We start from the raw sequence: 14,811 nt of genomic DNA, 5'->3' as shown, positions 1-14,811 counted from the left end.
TGGACACGAAACGTTCAAAGGTCTAAAGGAGCTACATGAACATCGCCCTCATAAAACCAAGCGAGAAGAACAAAGCACAGCTTTTTGACATGCTCGAAGAGTGGACACAAGACATTGAAACAAATCACACAAACTCTTCTCCCCGAAGAATCTTTTTGTATGACTATCATGATTTTAAGCAGTATGTAGAACACCTGGATACCAAAGAAACAACCGTAGACGGAAGAGTTCCCAGCACAACCCTCTTTTGTTTTGACTTTGATAGAAACATCTTTGTTGGAGCAGTCGATATCCGTCATTACCTCAATGAAGGACTTCTGTTAAGTGGCGGCCACATCGGAGACGGTATCCGCCCAAGTGAAAGACGAAAAGGATATGCAACAGCAATGATTGCTCTTGCACTACAGGAATGTAAGAAACTGGGGATTGATCGCGTCTTAATGTGCTGCCGCAAGGATAATATTGGCTCAGCAAAGTCCATTATCAATAACGGTGGAATCCTGGAAAATGAAGTCCTAGACGAGGATGGTATTCTCACTCAAAGATATTGGATTACTCTTTAGAGGTTCTTCTCGACAATCCGTAAATCTTAGCAAAGGCCAGAAATCTGCAAAGTCAAGTAGAATAAAGACGCGTCCACGCGTCATGCTCGCGCCGTACACCTGCGCAAAACAAGGGAGAGCATCAATGATTCAAGAGGAACTTTTTGCACTTCAAGATACGGAGTATGCGGCATTTCAAAGCAAGCTTACGCCCAATATCCCAAGAGAATCCATCATTGGTGTACGCGTTCCTCAACTCAGAAAGTTTGCTAAAAGGCTTGGGAAAAGCAAAGAAGCCCAAGAGTTTCTTCTCGCCCTCCCACATGTCTACTATGACGAAAACATGCTGCATAGCCTACTTGTTTCCGAGATTAAAGACTTTGACGACTGTATCTCAGCGATTGATGCGTTTCTTCCCTATGTCGATAACTGGGCCGTGTGTGACATCTTGTCGCCACAAGTTTTCAAAAAGAATCGCACGCGACTTCTGCCAGAAATCCTCAGGTGGGCATCTTCGAGCCATGTATATACCTGTCGCTTTGGTATAGAGATGCTTATGACTCATTTTCTGGATGATGATTTTGACTCCAAATACCTTGAAATTCCTGCGCAAATTCACTCAGACGAATACTACGTTAACATGATGATTGCCTGGTTCTTTGCGACCGCTTTGGCAAAGCAATGGGATTCTGCTCTACCCTATCTTGAGGCCAAAAAGCTGGATACGTGGGTGCACAACAAAACAATCCAAAAGGCTCGCGAGAGCTACCGGATTACCGCCGAGCAAAAGCTCTACCTCAAGAGTTTGAAGCAACAATAAACTTTGGAAGCGAGAAGGGCTTTGAGAGCAAAAAACCACCACTAAATGCTCTGCTCGCGCGTTTTCTCCTTTTACGATGTTTAGTGGTGGTTTTTTCCGTAAAAACGATGTTTAGTGGTGGTTTTTCTCGGATTTGAGCGTTTAGTGGTGAATCAAATCACCACTAAACACCCGATTTAGTACCAATTCCCTACGTCACGAGAAAACCACCACGAAAGCAAAACGACTACCAGCGAATTTACAGACAGCTACTCTGCGCATGTATAGCGCCATAAAAATTAATGCATAAAAACACCACTAAAGAGAAGCAAAAAGAAACGAAACACTAAAACAGAGCGTCGAGAAACATAAAAGAGTTAGCAAAAGTAAACTTATGCGCAGGTAAACACGCATATAAAAAGCGTTGCATCAGACGGTAAAAACGTGTAAAAACTTTATATGCAAGTGTAATCTGCTTAGCAACAATTTACGTTACACTTGAGCCAATAATTTCCCAAGTAAGGGGCTTGGGAATTAGTGAGAGGATAGTACTATGAAAGCAACAGTTTCTGAGGATTGCATCGGTTGCGGTCTTTGCGAAGGCACCTGCCCGGAGGTCTTTGCTATCGGTGATGACGGCCTGGCACACGCTATCGAGGAAGAAGTTCCTGAAGCTGCAGAGGACGCTGCACAGGAGGCTTGTGACGGTTGCCCCGTTACCGCCATTGAGCTCGACTAGTCCTAGTCGCATACATGTTCAATTGCAATGCAACGCATATCGCACTGCAATCCGGCTGATAATCAGCTACCATGTGAGAGTCGCTTCGGCGACTCTCATTTATTATGTATACGCGCAAAACATCAAAGGAACACCATGATCCTTGCATCTCAATCCCCTCGCCGCCTTGAACTTATTGCATCACTGGGTATCACACCTCAAGTCATACCTGCCGACATTGATGAGTCTCGCAAACCCAATGAGACTCCCCTCGCGCTGGTCAAGCGGCTTGCGCAGGAAAAGGCCATAGCAGTTTGCCGTCACTTGATGAGCGACGCTCAAGCTGCCGAGAAGAACAACGAGATTGTCATTGCAGCCGATACCATCGTGTGGACCAAAGACGGAACAGTCTTTGGAAAGCCGAAAGACCCTGAAGATGCCAAACGTATGCTTCGAGAGCTTTCCGGCAAGACGCACTTTGTTTCCACCGGCGTGGCACTGCGACGCTTCAAGGCGTTTGCATCGTCTTCACCAAAAGGAGCGCCATCGGTAATTGCCGTTTCGTTTGTACAGACTACCGAGGTAACCTTTTATCAGCTCTCAGAGGATGAGATTGCGGCATATGTAGCCTCCGGAGAAACATCAGACAAAGCAGGAGCCTACGGCATTCAAGGCCAAGGTCGCTTTCTGGTGCAAGAAATCAAAGGAGACTATGAAAACGTTGTCGGTCTTCCCGTATCACTTCTCGCCCGAGAACTCGTCAAGTTCACCGGTAACCATAACTATCTTGAATGCGCACTTGAAGGCCACGCTAGTTAAACTTCACGACCTTCTGCGCAATGTGATAGCCGCTCAGCGTTATAAAGCGACCAAGGCGTCCGGGTAGATTACATGCCTTTCCCACAAGTCCATGGCGAGCATGAAGATACATTCGTCTGTCGTAAACTCGTAGCTCGTCCCACAGTTTTTCAAGCTCGTCCATGACATCATCGCGATCGGACATCTTTGAGAACACCGAGCAAATAGCCATGATAATTGCGAAGTAACTCATCATATACTTACGCAAGCGCGGAGAATCTACGTCATCATACAGGTGATAAGCGCGCATCATAACCCGAGCTACACGCCAATAATGATCCACGCGGCTGGTGAGGACCCTCTCGTTTACAGATTGATCGTCACGGCCAATAAAGTAGCGATACAGGTCAACGTCCACATAGTAGATGGTCTCAACCTTAGGGAAGGGAACGTAGGCGTACACGTTATCTACATAAAACGTGTGCGGCGGCATCTCAATTCCTGCTGCGCGCAACACCTCAACGCGATACGTCAGCGCATGCATAAGAAGATACTGCGAGAGCTTAAAATGTCCCAAGTCTTCCCAACCAATAACGCGATCGGTTGGAATTGCGGCACGATAATTTACAAAGTTTTGCGTATTGTCTTCAACATGCTCGTAAACGTAATTGGAAAGCACCAAATCAACGGGTTTCTCGCCAGAGTTTGATGCGTTGGCGATAAACTCACGAAGCTTGTTCAAAAAAATCTTAAGCGCCTCGCCATCAACCCAGTCGTCGGAATCGATGTTTTTGAAATACACGCCGTCGGCATAAGCCACTGCCTTCATAACCGCAATACCGTGACCACCGTTTTCCTGATGGACCGCCTTAATAATGTTTGGATAACGCGCCGCCCACTCGTCAGCCTTGGCGGGCGTATTATCCTTCATCGAGCCGTCGTCAACGATAACAATCTGCACGTCATCGGCATAGTCTGAACCTTCAAGGATCGACTCAATGCAGTGATCCATATACTCTGCGGAGTTGTAGCACGGAATACCAAACGTAATGGTCTTTTTCATGGAAAGAACGCTCCTTATATGCCCTGTTTCTAGGCCTGATTGGCAATGAGTTCGTCGGACAGCTCAAGTGCGGAGGCAACAACACCGTCCATGTCGTAGTAGCGATACTCTGCCAAACGTCCCACGGGATGGAAGTTCAACACGTCCGCAACGCGCTCGCGATATGTACGATACAGCTCCTGACTTTCCGGCTCAAGAATGGCGTAGTAGGGAGTCTGGCCACTTCCGGGTTCATACGCATGAGAGTATTCGCGCATGATGGTGGTTTTTCCGGGAACAACCTGGTCCGTCATATTCTTGAACTCGGTGATGCGCGTAAAGTCCTCGCTCACGGTATAGTTCACCGTACCAACGGGTTGGAACTGATCTTGATCCAGCGTCTCAAACTGCATGTCAAGCGTACGATACGGCAGCGCACCCAAATCCAGTCCAAAGAGTTCATCAAGCGGTCCGGTATAGATAACCTCACCGGTAAAGGGCTTATCGCATACAGACACATGAGAAGCGTCAATCTTCATAATGTCGCGCACGTCAACGTCAAGAAAGACGTCAATCAAATCGTGGTCGAGCATATTTTCAAAAAGCTTGGTATAACCTTCGGCCGGCATGCCTTGGTACTTTGCCGTGGGGAAATAACGATCATCGTCACCGACGAAAACCGGAACGCGACCCGTAATGGACTTATCAATCTGATCCGGCGTTTTCCCCCACTGCTTCATGGTGTAGTGCAGAAAAACGTTCTCATACACGTAGTCGGCAATCTCTTCCAGTTCGGGATCGTTCTGCTCGCGCAACTCCATGATGGGAACTTTGACGTTCTCGCCAAAGACAGACACGAGCTTCTGATAGAGCTTCTCGCCACGCTCTTCACCAAAGGCAAGCTTAAGCGAAGCGTGGTTAAACGGCACGGGCATCAGCTGGCCGTAGATATTCGCGCGAACCTTGTGCTGGTAGTTTGTCCATTCGGTAAAGCGCGAGAGGAACTCGTGCACCCGGTCGCTGACGGTGTGGTAGATGTGCGGACCGTACTCATGAATCAAGACGCCCGCATCATCGATCCGATCGTACGCGTTTCCGGCAATGTGTCCACGGCGCTCGATAATTGCGACTTTAAAATTGCACGCTTCAGCCATACGGCGAGCCACAACGGAACCGGCATATCCGGCACCGACCACCATAACATCGTAGGCATCGGGGTTAAAACCAGCAGGAAGACCGTGCATAATAGCCATGTAAACCTCCATGAAGCGCCTTCGTTTGGCGAGAAGCGCCTTCCGGTGACAGTATTTCTCGTCCCTAATTTTATCACGCACTCCTATAATGAGGTTCGTATGGCACAAATTATCTTTTTGATAGGAGTTCTTTTCATGGGAAAGTTTCTTGAACAGATGAAAGCAGCCGCTCAAGCTGATAAAAAAACCATCGTGCTTCCCGAAGGTGAAGATCCCCGCACCATTGCGGCCGCAAAGGTCATCATCGCAGAAAACCTTGCAAATCTTGTAATCCTCGGAAATCCGGATGAGATTGACGTTGCCGGCGCGACCGTTATATGCTCTGCCACCGATGAGCGCCATGAGGCTTATGCGCAGAAATTTGCCGAGTTGCGCGCACGCAAAGGCGTCACCATTGAGCAGGCTCGCGAAACCATGAACAACAACACCTACTTTGCCACCATGATGGTCAAGATGGGCGATGCCGACGGCCTTGTTTCAGGCGCCTGCCACTCCACCGCAGACACGCTCCGACCTGCGCTCCAGATCATCAAGACCGCTCCGGGAACCAAGCTTGTTTCCGCGTTCTTCATTATGAGCACGGACAAGCCTGAGTTTGGCGAAGACGGTACGCTCCTCTTTGCCGACTGCGGCCTCAACATTAACCCCAACGCCGATGAGCTTTCCGAAATTGCTCTGGCATCCGCACAGTCATGGCGCGCTTTCATGGATCAAGAGCCGCGCGTGGCCATGCTTTCTTACTCCACCATGGGCTCTGCCGGAGGAGAGACTGCCGAGAAGGTCCAGGAGGCAACAAAACTTGCCAACGAGAAAGCTCCTGATCTGGCACTTGACGGCGATCTCCAGCTTGACGCCGCAATCGTTCCTGAAGTGGCAAAGCTCAAAGCCCCCTATTCCAAGGTTGCCGGACACGCCAACATCCTCGTCTTCCCGACGCTTGAAGCGGGCAATATCGGCTACAAGCTCGTACAGCGCTTCAGCGGTGCCGAGGCTTACGGTCCTCTTCTTCAGGGCATCGCACGTCCGGTCAATGATCTTTCTCGTGGCTGCTCGGCTGACGATATCGTAGGTGTGGTTGCCATTACCGCCGTTCAGGCTCAAATGGCCGTTGCAAGCGAGAAGAGCAAATAGTGAGCACACTTGTCACCATCTCTGATGGCACACTCTCCGCTTCCGTTGATTCTTTGGGAGCGCAGCTTATGAGCGTCCGCCTGGACGATGCCGAATATCTCTGGCAAGGAGATCCCACGTGGTGGCCCAGGCGCGCTCCCATTCTCTTCCCCATCGTCGGTGTTTTGCGCGATGAGTGTGCTCAGTCAGCATCAGGCCCCGTTAAGCTGGCTCGACACGGCATTGCCCGCCTCTATGAGCATCGTATTGTAGAGAAGTCTTCAGAGCGTGTGACATTTGAACTGAGTGATTCTGAAGAAACGTGGCCAGCCTATCCGTATCACTTTGTGCTCAACATGACCTATGCCGTTGAGGATGGCATCCTCACACAGCGCTATCAGGTACGAAACACCGGCTCCGTTGATTTACCGTTTGTTCTTGGCGGACATCCTGCCTTCAAAGTTCCCGTTCCCAAAAACAACGGCTCAGAGCTTCCCGATTACGAGCTTGCATTCACGCGAGCATGGACGTCTTTGGGGCCCTCCATTACGCCAGACGGTCTATGTGATTTCGAACATCCGCAACGCCTGATTACTGATTCGGATTCTCTTCCGCTCTCATGGGAGCTCTTTGACCGCGAGTTAACACTCACGCTTCAAGACGTGCCCGACCGTCGCGTAGCGCTGCTGCCTCGTGAGATTTCCCGCGGTACACACGGAGTTGAACTTACTTTTGACGGCTTTGATTACCTAGGCGTTTGGTGCGCGGGTTCCGGATGTCCCTTCGTGGCCATTGAACCTTGGACAGGCGTCGCCACCGCCCTTGATGAGGATGACGTCTTTGAGCACAAGCGCAACATGACGCTCTTGTCGCCAGGCGAAACGTTTTCTCGCGCTTTTACCATTCGGCCGTTCTAGCTTTGTTCTAGCTTCAAGCGTTCTGGCTACAGAGCTGGTAGTGCTGCTGGAAAGTGCTGCCAAAAACGCACCAAGTTTGGTTAATATAGCCATACTTGCAGTAAGTTTGGTTAATTTAAGACCAACTTGGTGCATTTCCGGCAGCTCTCTATCTGCTGCATAAAATACGAACCTATGAAGCACACCGTGTGGCGAGAAAACACAACTAGACATCACTTTTGTCACTTAAAAGCACCCGTAAACCAGTGATTTGGGACGTGATTGTGATTTGAGCCAAATTCTACAAACCTTGAGCTACATAAAGCTCACTATAAGAGTTTTCATTCTCTCCCGTTAATGCAACTACGCGTTCCACCTCTTCAGGCCATGTGCCCATACGAAGACCTTCGAGATTGGAAAACCGCGCGCACGTACCGCAACTGCTTGAGAGAAAACGAGGGACAGGCATGAGCTCTACCTCAATGCCCTTCTCGCGACAAAGCCTTCGAAAACTTATGGCTCCAAAGTGCGAAAAGAAAGTTGCAAGATAGGTCATACCTGTCCCCTTAAACACATAGAACATACGCGCAGTGCGATCTACTGGGTAATATCCATTAGCGCAGCAATGCAGTATCTACTTTTGCAGCGACGCAGTGCCTACTTGGTAATATCCAGCGTCCACTCGCCGCCGTTTTCAGTAACGTTTACCGTATAGCCCTGGCTTTGTGCATAGCGGGTAACGTTCTCTCGAGCGGCCACCGCATCCACAATCATACGATAACCGTCAGCTTTACTCGCCATAGCTTGGCTTATCATAACAACCGGCTCCGGACATGATAGCCCGCGTGCATCAAGAGTATCCATGAGTGCTCCGTTCCAAATAAAATTTCAAACCAATTACGCTTTGGATTTGCCAAAGGTATTTGCGCATGCAATGGCAACCGCTGCCGCCAAACAAACAATAACGGCAATTTCACCGGCACCGGTTGGGCCTTTACCGCTTGCTGCAAGACCAAAATTGTGGCAAAACGCTGCGCCAACGGTAAGCCCGAGGATGGCAATCGCAGAGTCACCGTTACCTTCACCGGAAAGAATCATCTGGCGCAGTGGGCAACCGCCGAGAAGAACTGAGGCAAAGCCAACCAAAAACAGACCAAGGAAGTTCCACAGTCCGTCGGTATGAGCTACCGGCTGACCTTCAAAACCAAGCTTGAAGAACTCCTTACCTGCGACCGCACCCAAAACAAGATTTGCGATACATGCGGCCACCAATACAGAAACAAAGCCCAAAAGCAGGCGATTCTCGCGGAACAGAATAAAGTCGCGAACACCTCCAACCATGCAAAAACGCGTCTGCTGTGCAAGAGCACCCACAATCAAACCGGCGACAAGGCTGACGGCTATTGCCGCGTGCTGTGCACCCGGTCCCTTTCCTGCCGCAGTAAAGAGAATGAACGCCGGTGCCGCAATGAGCAAGGCGAGAAGAGCCAGCTGGACAAGAGGCCAGATAGCGCCTTCTGCTGCGGGAAGGCGATACGTCCTTTTCAGTGAGTAGCCCCGCTTTAGGAAGAAAGTTCCTGCTCCGATTCCCGCAATGAAACCAAGGATACCAACAACGGCGTTAAGATCGCCACCGGCAATGCGAAGAATCATACGGAAGGGACAACCCAAAAACATCAAAGCGCCCACCATGACACAAAATCCAAGCGCAAAGCGGGTTAAGGGAGCAGAACCTCCGCGCGCGGAGAATTCCTTTTTGCCAACGGCAAACAAAAAACTGCCCAAAATAAGACCAATGAGCTCGGGACGAATATACTGTACGGCCTCTGCCCTATGCAGGCCAAGCGCACCCGTTGTGTCACGGATAAAACAGGCCAGACAAAAGCCCATGTTGCCCGGATTCCCTAGGAACACGAGCACTGATGCAATGACGCCCATAACAAGGCCACCACCAACAATCAGCATCTTTTCTTTTTTTACATCCATATCAAACCTTTCCTCTCCCGCCGGATTTCAACGTCCGGCAACGTGCCTATCGTCTTAATAAAATTTCAAAGTCTTAAGCTCCAAATCTCAAGTCTCAAACCTCAAGTTTTAGACTTCAAATCTCAAGCTTCTCGTGGGAAAACGAAGTTTTTAAATTCCAAATACCATTTTGAAGCTCATATACCTATTCTATTTTTATTGCTATAGTAGAAGAAAACTCAAAGAAAAAGTTTGATACTCAAACAATCTGTTATATCTATTCGATGAGCGAGTTGAATTTTGGGGTAAACGGATGAATCGTCTGTATTTAGATAACGCCAGCACAACTTTTCCCAAGCCCTCATGTGTTACGGACGCCGTCGCGCACTACATGAAATATGCCGGCACAAATATTGGTCGTGGCAACTACTCTTCAGCGTATAGCGTTGAGGACACAGTCTTTGAAACGCGAGAAGCACTGGTAAAACTCTTTCATGGTCCAAAACCCTCAAATGTTATCTTTACCAGAAACGTCACCGAATCGCTGAATCTGGCACTCAAAGGTTTGCTTAACCCAAACGATCACGTTGTCACCTCATCTATGGAGCATAATGCCGTAATGCGGCCGCTTGTGCAACTAGAAAAGAAAGGCGTCACCTTTGAGCGCGTGTCCTGCTCGCCTGACGGCACACTTGATCCTCATAAGGTAGAAGCAGCAATAACGCCCAATACAAGAGCCGTTGTCATGACCCATGCCAGCAATGTTTCAGGAACCGTGCTTCCCATTACGGAAGTCGGGAAAATCTGCGCTTCTCGACACGTACTTTTTATTGTGGACGCCGCTCAAACAGCCGGTGTTATCCCCCTCGATATGCACGCCATGCATATCGATATGCTTTGCATCACGGGGCATAAGGGACTTTTGGGACCGCAGGGCATAGGAGCGCTGCTGCTCACCGATGAAGCTGCGGCGCAATTAGACCCTATTGTTTCAGGTGGCACCGGATCGATGAGCGACTCCGAAGAGATTCCCGCAACCCTTCCCGACCGCTTTGAAGCAGGAACGCCTAATCTTCCCGGTATTATGGGGTTGCATGCAAGTCTCGCGTGGCTTTGCGATCGCGGAATAGACTCCATATATGCCCATGAAATTGAGCTCACCACCTCATTTTTGAAAGAGCTTGAGCTTCTCAAAAGAGCCGGTTCTGTCAATGTCATAGGTCTGCCTGACACACACGGACGCGTAGGCGTTGTCTCCATACAGACGCCCGGCCATGACCTGTCCTTTGTAGCACGCGATCTTGATGCAAAGTTTGGCATTCAGACACGCGTCGGTCTTCACTGCGCTCCCTCCGCGCATAAAACACTGAAGACTTTCCCCATCGGCACGATGCGTTTTTCGTTCGGTTGGGCAAATACAATGGCAGACGTTGACGCTGCAATCTCGGCGCTTAAAGAAATACTCGGTACGCACGCAGGCATACCGAGTATGTAAAGTAAGCTTCAAATTGTATACGCAGCGATTACTTTCCTAAGAGCTCCTGAACGTCGAGGGCAATCATATATTCCTCGTTCGTTGGGGCGACAAGAACGCGGATCTTTGAATCGGGTGCGGAGATGTCACGAACCTCATCAGAGCGAACCTTGTTCTTCTCCTCATCAATCTTGACACCCATCCACGCAAGTTCTTTTGCAATGCCCAGGCGCATCTCGGAAGAGTTCTCACCGATACCGGCAGAAAATGCCATGGTATCAAACCCGTGCATGGATTGAGCCATCTCCATAATGAGCTGAGAAGTGCGGTAGTAGAACATATCAAGTGCCAGCCGGCAGTTCTCATCACCCGCATGAGCGCCGTCTTCAATGTCACGAGAGTCGGAATGACCGGAGAGCGCCAAAAGACCGGACTGCTTGTTCATCATCGTATCAATCTCGTCAATGGAATAATCACCAACGCGGGAAAGATAAAAGACCGTTGCCGGATCAAGCGTGCCACAACGGGTGCCCATGATAAGGCCGTCGAGCGGGGTCAGACCCATGGTGGTGTCCTTATCCTTTCCATCCTCAATGGCGGAAAGTGAAGCGCCGGAACCAAGATGGCAACTCACCAGCTTATGCGTTTGTCCGCCCGTAAACTCATTTACCGCACGCCAAATATAGCGGTGAGACGTGCCATGAGCTCCGTACTTACGGATATGCAGCTTCTCAACCACATCACGTGGAAGCGCATATGTATAGGCTTTTTTCGGCATGTTGTAGTGGAACGAGGTATCACAGACGACAACATTGCCCACTTCGGGGAACATTTCGCGACAAATCTCAATGACGTCGGCTTCGGCATAGTTGTGAAGCGGAGCCAACGGCGCAACTTCGCGGACCCAACCAAGAGTTTCATCGGTAATGACGGCAGACTGAGGGAAGTACCAGCCTCCCTGAACAACGCGGTGACCAATGCCGTCAATGGGCTGATTCACGGTTTTTAAAATGTCAAAAACGTACTTGATAGCCGTTTTGTGATCGGGAAGCGCCACATCAAGCTTTTGCTTCTCGCCACCCATTTCTTCATGACCTACAAATGAACCGTCGATGCCGATACGCTCACAGTTTCCCTTTGCATACACCTCACGTGTATCAACGTTCAAAAGCTGATACTTGAGCGACGAGCTGCCGGCGTTAATGACCAGTACGTTCATGACTCTCCTTTTCTCAAGGGACAGCCATGTCCCTTTTACTTTAACAACCGCAAGACATCATACTCCCCCTGCACAGAGGGCGCACGCATCTTTACCATTTTACCGACAAATATCCAAGGCTCAAACCAGCTCGCGAGAAGAACTTAAAGCTCCTTCTCCCCGCACGTAGGATTAAGCTGTTTTCCTCCGAGAATGTGGAAGTGCAGGTGCATAACGGATTGACCGCCATCTGAACCCGTATTTGTTACAACACGAAATCCAGACTCACGGATGCCGGTTGCATCAACCACCGATTCTATCGCCTTGGCTACGGAAGCAAGCGTCTGTGCCGGAACGGAATCAAGAATATTTTCATGATGCGCCTTGGGTACCACCAGTACATGTACCGGTGCAAGAGGATGGGCATCTCTAAAGGCGACAACATTTTCGTCTTCATACAAAAACTCTGTGGGAATTTCTCCGTTTGCGAGCTTGCAAAAAATACAATCGGACATTACATTTCCTCTGCTTTCGTATACGTAGATATACGTGGATGACTCATGTGCGTATGGGCTTACTATATGGATATTACTCATTCACATAGGCCGTAGAAGGTGCTGCCGTGGTATCGGAGATTGCGGATCCGGCCTCGGAGGCATCCAGAAGAACCCTGACTTTTTGCTCGGCCGTATCAAGACGCCCGCGCAAATCCTTCACCAGCTCTACTCCCCGAGTATACAGAGCAAGCGACTCTTCAAGTTCAAGATCGCTCCCCTCCAGCTGGCGCACAATCTGTTCAAGCTCAACTGAGGCGTCCTTGAACGTTAAATCTTTGATATCTTTCTCAGCCATTAAAGCTCCTTTCAGCGCAATATGCGCAACCTACGCTTCAATTTCCGTAACATGTGCAACGAGTGAACCCTCGGCAAGCTTTACGCGTATGGCTTCGCCCTTTTGAGCGTCATGAGCATTTTTAAGAACATGTCCGCGCTCATTAGTTGCAAGAGCATAGCCTCGACCCAACACCTTGAGAGGTGAAAGTGCTTCAAGCTTTCCTGCCGCTGCACTGACCTGTGCTTCGTATGGCGCAAGCAGTCTTGTGGCGGCCGTCTTCAAGCGATCGGCACTTTGCGTAAGCGCTTGCTCTTTTCTGTTGAGCGCCAGAGGAAGCGCGTCATGAAGACGCTGCTCCGTTTGCAACAGATCCGACTTTCGCGACACAAACAAATACAGAGGATCCGACAAACATTTCCGCTCAGCCAAAGCCAAAAAACGAATCTGACGTTGGCGAAGGCTGTTTTGTATCGCAAGATCTGCGCGGCGAGAAAATCCGTCTATCTCTTGGGCATATCCCAAAAGAAGGGCTTCCGTAGCTCCCGCAAGCCGAGATACCCGATCGTTAAAAGCCATCTGAAGTTCACTGATGGACGGAGCAACCGACTCGGCTGCTGCCGTTGGTGTTGAGGTACGCCGATCCGATACCATATCCGCTATGGTGACATCAGGTTCATGGCCAATGCCGGTAATGACGGGCACGGAAGATGCGGCAATGGCACGAGCAACGGCCTCGTCATTGAAGCACATCAGATCTTCAAACGAACCCCCGCCGCGCACTAAAAGAATGGCATCGGGATGAGTAGATTCGGCTATACCCAAGGCCTGCACAATGGTTTGAGGTGCATGTTCGCCTTGTACCGCCGCTCCGGTAACTTCAATCTCAACAAGAGAATTACGCCGCGCAAGTGTTCGTTTGACATCTTCAATAACACTGCCTGAAAGAGATGTTACGACTCCGATACGCGTACAGAACCGAGGAATGGGACGTTTGCGATCCTCACGCATCAGCCCTTCTCGCTCAAGCTTCTTTGCAAGTTCCGCAACCTTCTGACGTAAGTCTCCCTCACCGGCAACCGTCAAAGACGTTGCCACAAAAGAAAGTTTCCCCGATCCTTTGTAGACATCGTAGCGGCCTGTGATTTGGACCCTCATGCCATCGTGAAGAGTAACCCCGCTTGCAAGATAGATGCCCTTCCACACGATTGCCGCCATACTCGCACTTGCGTCTTTGATATCAAAATAGCAATGTCCTGACCGCGCATTCGGGCCTCTAAAACCGCTTACTTCTCCTACAACGGTCAAAAGAGGGATACGGGTGATATTCTCCTTAATGACGATAATGGCCTCAGAAACGGAAAGAACGTGTTTTTCTTCCTTCTCTTTGAAGTTCATGTCTTCCGAGGGCGTATCTGAAAAATCCCACATCTTGGCTAATCCCTATTACGACTATTTGAAATCAGATATAACAGCTGAAGCGCCGACACAAGGGCAGCGGCAACATAGGTAAGAGCGGCGGCAACCAATACCTGACGAGCGCCAGCTTTATTAAACGTTGACGGGACATGTTTGCTCAAATAGGCAAGGCCCCGTCGAGAAGCATCGATTTCAACCGGCAGCGTAACAATTTGGAAAAGCACCGTTGCGGCATACAACAAAATGGCAATTTGCGCCGCTCCCGCAATGTTGAGCCAAACGCCGGCAATAAAAACATAAATCCATGCAGCAGACGCAAGGTTTACTACGGGAACCAATGCCGAACGCAGCCGAGCAGGCCAAAATCCTCGTGCCGTTTGAACGGCGTGGCCAGCCTCATGGCAAGCAACCGCAATGGATGCGACGGAACTCTCATTAAAATTGGCATCGGACAGGTGCAGCATATTGCTTCGCGGATCATAGTTGTCGGTAAGGTCACCTTCAATATGCGCAATGCCTACCTCTTGCGCACCTTCATCGTCAAGCATGCGCCGGGCAACATCGGCTCCCGTACCTTGGATACCGGAAGAAACTCGCGACCACTTTTTATACGACGAGCGGATATAGAGCTGAGCCAGGCCACCGAGCGCCAAAGATACCAGCACCAATATCCAGTAAAAGATATCCGATCTCCCACCAAAGTAATACATCTCACTCCAATCGTTTCGATTGAGAAAAGTGTACCCCGTGCGGCGGACAACAATCA

At 49.8% G+C, this 14,811-nt stretch carries 17 protein-coding genes; 7 read left to right on the top strand and 10 right to left on the bottom strand.

What is annotated here, in order from left to right:
- Positions 1-35: 35 nt before the first annotated feature.
- The 4 genes from ATORI0001_RS00405 (at position 36) to ATORI0001_RS00390 (ending at position 2,878) form a co-directional block, all read left to right on the top strand.
- A complete protein-coding gene (locus tag ATORI0001_RS00405) occupies positions 36-563 on the top strand; it encodes a GNAT family N-acetyltransferase (RefSeq protein ID WP_003148701.1) in 528 nt (175 codons plus the stop codon).
- Positions 564-687: 124 nt separating this feature from the next.
- Positions 688-1,362, top strand: a complete 675-nt coding sequence (locus ATORI0001_RS00400; RefSeq protein ID WP_003148366.1) for a DNA alkylation repair protein — start codon at positions 688-690, stop codon at positions 1,360-1,362.
- 532 nt (positions 1,363-1,894) lie between these two features.
- Positions 1,895-2,080 (top strand): ferredoxin, encoded by a 186-nt coding sequence (locus tag ATORI0001_RS00395; protein WP_003148440.1) that lies wholly within the window; start codon positions 1,895-1,897, stop codon positions 2,078-2,080.
- Positions 2,081-2,215: 135 nt separating this feature from the next.
- The gene (locus ATORI0001_RS00390) at positions 2,216-2,878 is read left to right on the top strand and encodes a Maf family protein (protein ID WP_003148802.1); all 663 of its coding nucleotides are present in this window, start codon (positions 2,216-2,218) and stop codon (positions 2,876-2,878) included.
- On the opposite strand, the gene ATORI0001_RS00385 is transcribed toward ATORI0001_RS00390, so the two are convergent.
- The gene (locus tag ATORI0001_RS00385; RefSeq protein ID WP_003148430.1) at positions 2,871-3,920 is read right to left on the bottom strand and encodes a glycosyltransferase family 2 protein; all 1,050 of its coding nucleotides are present in this window, start codon (positions 3,918-3,920) and stop codon (positions 2,871-2,873) included. The two genes, ATORI0001_RS00390 and ATORI0001_RS00385, sit on opposite strands and share 8 nt — an antisense overlap.
- A 29-nt stretch (positions 3,921-3,949) precedes the next feature.
- Positions 3,950-5,152, bottom strand: coding sequence for a UDP-galactopyranose mutase (glf, locus tag ATORI0001_RS00380; RefSeq protein ID WP_040324436.1), 1,203 nt, complete (start codon positions 5,150-5,152; stop codon positions 3,950-3,952).
- Between the two features lie 135 nt (positions 5,153-5,287).
- On the opposite strand from glf, the gene pta reads away from it, so the two are divergent.
- Together pta and ATORI0001_RS00370 are read left to right on the top strand one after the other, a co-directional pair.
- Entirely contained in the window at positions 5,288-6,283 is a 996-nt protein-coding gene (pta, locus tag ATORI0001_RS00375; protein ID WP_040324435.1) for a phosphate acetyltransferase, read from the top strand.
- Positions 6,283-7,179: an aldose 1-epimerase family protein gene (locus ATORI0001_RS00370; protein WP_003148468.1), complete on the top strand. Its 897-nt coding sequence runs from the start codon at positions 6,283-6,285 to the stop codon at positions 7,177-7,179. Before pta ends, ATORI0001_RS00370 begins: the two co-directional genes overlap by 1 nt.
- 280 nt (positions 7,180-7,459) lie before the next feature.
- Here the strand turns inward: ATORI0001_RS00370 and ATORI0001_RS00365 are convergent, their stop codons facing one another.
- The 3 genes from ATORI0001_RS00365 to yedE form a co-directional block, all read right to left on the bottom strand.
- The gene (locus ATORI0001_RS00365) at positions 7,460-7,741 is read right to left on the bottom strand and encodes a putative Se/S carrier protein (protein ID WP_244851824.1); all 282 of its coding nucleotides are present in this window, start codon (positions 7,739-7,741) and stop codon (positions 7,460-7,462) included.
- 74 nt (positions 7,742-7,815) lie between these two features.
- Positions 7,816-8,022 (bottom strand): sulfurtransferase TusA family protein, encoded by a 207-nt coding sequence (locus ATORI0001_RS00360; protein ID WP_003148659.1) that lies wholly within the window; start codon positions 8,020-8,022, stop codon positions 7,816-7,818.
- 33 nt (positions 8,023-8,055) lie between these two features.
- Entirely contained in the window at positions 8,056-9,144 is a 1,089-nt protein-coding gene (yedE, locus tag ATORI0001_RS00355; RefSeq protein ID WP_003148565.1) for a YedE family putative selenium transporter, read from the bottom strand.
- A 292-nt stretch (positions 9,145-9,436) separates the two neighbouring features.
- Here yedE and ATORI0001_RS00350 point away from each other — a divergent pair, with 292 nt between their 5' ends.
- Positions 9,437-10,618 (top strand): aminotransferase class V-fold PLP-dependent enzyme, encoded by a 1,182-nt coding sequence (locus ATORI0001_RS00350; RefSeq protein WP_003148203.1) that lies wholly within the window; start codon positions 9,437-9,439, stop codon positions 10,616-10,618.
- Positions 10,619-10,646: 28 nt separating this feature from the next.
- Here the strand turns inward: ATORI0001_RS00350 and ATORI0001_RS00345 are convergent, their stop codons facing one another.
- The 5 genes from ATORI0001_RS00345 to ATORI0001_RS00325 form a co-directional block, all read right to left on the bottom strand.
- Positions 10,647-11,816, bottom strand: a complete 1,170-nt coding sequence (locus ATORI0001_RS00345) for an acetate/propionate family kinase (RefSeq protein ID WP_003148785.1) — start codon at positions 11,814-11,816, stop codon at positions 10,647-10,649.
- A 143-nt stretch (positions 11,817-11,959) separates the two neighbouring features.
- Positions 11,960-12,310: a histidine triad nucleotide-binding protein gene (locus ATORI0001_RS00340; RefSeq protein WP_003148494.1), complete on the bottom strand. Its 351-nt coding sequence runs from the start codon at positions 12,308-12,310 to the stop codon at positions 11,960-11,962.
- A 73-nt stretch (positions 12,311-12,383) separates the two neighbouring features.
- Positions 12,384-12,647 carry an exodeoxyribonuclease VII small subunit gene (gene xseB / locus ATORI0001_RS00335; RefSeq protein WP_003148408.1) on the bottom strand — a complete coding sequence of 88 codons (264 nt, stop codon included), beginning with the start codon at positions 12,645-12,647 and terminating at the stop codon, positions 12,384-12,386.
- Positions 12,648-12,677: 30 nt separating this feature from the next.
- Complete coding sequence (xseA, locus tag ATORI0001_RS00330) at positions 12,678-14,057, bottom strand: exodeoxyribonuclease VII large subunit (protein ID WP_003148374.1); 1,380 nt, start codon at positions 14,055-14,057, stop codon at positions 12,678-12,680.
- 5 nt (positions 14,058-14,062) lie between these two features.
- Complete coding sequence (locus tag ATORI0001_RS00325) at positions 14,063-14,755, bottom strand: zinc metallopeptidase (RefSeq protein ID WP_003148272.1); 693 nt, start codon at positions 14,753-14,755, stop codon at positions 14,063-14,065.
- Positions 14,756-14,811: the final 56 nt, after the last annotated feature.

It is taken from the genome of Lancefieldella rimae ATCC 49626, assembly GCF_000174015.1.
GTDB classification, from domain to species: Bacteria; Actinomycetota; Coriobacteriia; order Coriobacteriales; family Atopobiaceae; genus Lancefieldella; species Lancefieldella rimae.
This window is presented reverse-complemented; position numbering and strand designations above follow the sequence as displayed.

Bases quoted from the DNA above. Each gene is read 5' to 3' on its own strand.
- ATORI0001_RS00385 (WP_003148430.1), bottom strand. From the start codon at position 3,920: ATGAAAAAGACCATTACGTTTGGTATTCCGTGCTACAACTCCGCAGAG.
- ATORI0001_RS00345 (WP_003148785.1), bottom strand. From the start codon at position 11,816: ATGAACGTACTGGTCATTAACGCCGGCAGCTCGTCGCTCAAGTATCAG.
- ATORI0001_RS00360 (WP_003148659.1), bottom strand. From the start codon at position 8,022: ATGGATACTCTTGATGCACGCGGGCTATCATGTCCGGAGCCGGTTGTT.
- ATORI0001_RS00350 (WP_003148203.1), top strand. From the start codon at position 9,437: ATGAATCGTCTGTATTTAGATAACGCCAGCACAACTTTTCCCAAGCCC.
- ATORI0001_RS00395 (WP_003148440.1), top strand. From the start codon at position 1,895: ATGAAAGCAACAGTTTCTGAGGATTGCATCGGTTGCGGTCTTTGCGAA.
- glf (WP_040324436.1), bottom strand. From the start codon at position 5,152: ATGGCTATTATGCACGGTCTTCCTGCTGGTTTTAACCCCGATGCCTAC.
- ATORI0001_RS00340 (WP_003148494.1), bottom strand. From the start codon at position 12,310: ATGTCCGATTGTATTTTTTGCAAGCTCGCAAACGGAGAAATTCCCACA.
- ATORI0001_RS00400 (WP_003148366.1), top strand. From the start codon at position 688: ATGATTCAAGAGGAACTTTTTGCACTTCAAGATACGGAGTATGCGGCA.
- ATORI0001_RS00325 (WP_003148272.1), bottom strand. From the start codon at position 14,755: ATGTATTACTTTGGTGGGAGATCGGATATCTTTTACTGGATATTGGTG.
- pta (WP_040324435.1), top strand. From the start codon at position 5,288: ATGGGAAAGTTTCTTGAACAGATGAAAGCAGCCGCTCAAGCTGATAAA.
- ATORI0001_RS00405 (WP_003148701.1), top strand. From the start codon at position 36: ATGAACATCGCCCTCATAAAACCAAGCGAGAAGAACAAAGCACAGCTT.
- ATORI0001_RS00390 (WP_003148802.1), top strand. From the start codon at position 2,216: ATGATCCTTGCATCTCAATCCCCTCGCCGCCTTGAACTTATTGCATCA.
- ATORI0001_RS00365 (WP_244851824.1), bottom strand. From the start codon at position 7,741: ATGTTCTATGTGTTTAAGGGGACAGGTATGACCTATCTTGCAACTTTC.
- xseA (WP_003148374.1), bottom strand. From the start codon at position 14,057: ATGTGGGATTTTTCAGATACGCCCTCGGAAGACATGAACTTCAAAGAG.
- xseB (WP_003148408.1), bottom strand. From the start codon at position 12,647: ATGGCTGAGAAAGATATCAAAGATTTAACGTTCAAGGACGCCTCAGTT.
- yedE (WP_003148565.1), bottom strand. From the start codon at position 9,144: ATGGATGTAAAAAAAGAAAAGATGCTGATTGTTGGTGGTGGCCTTGTT.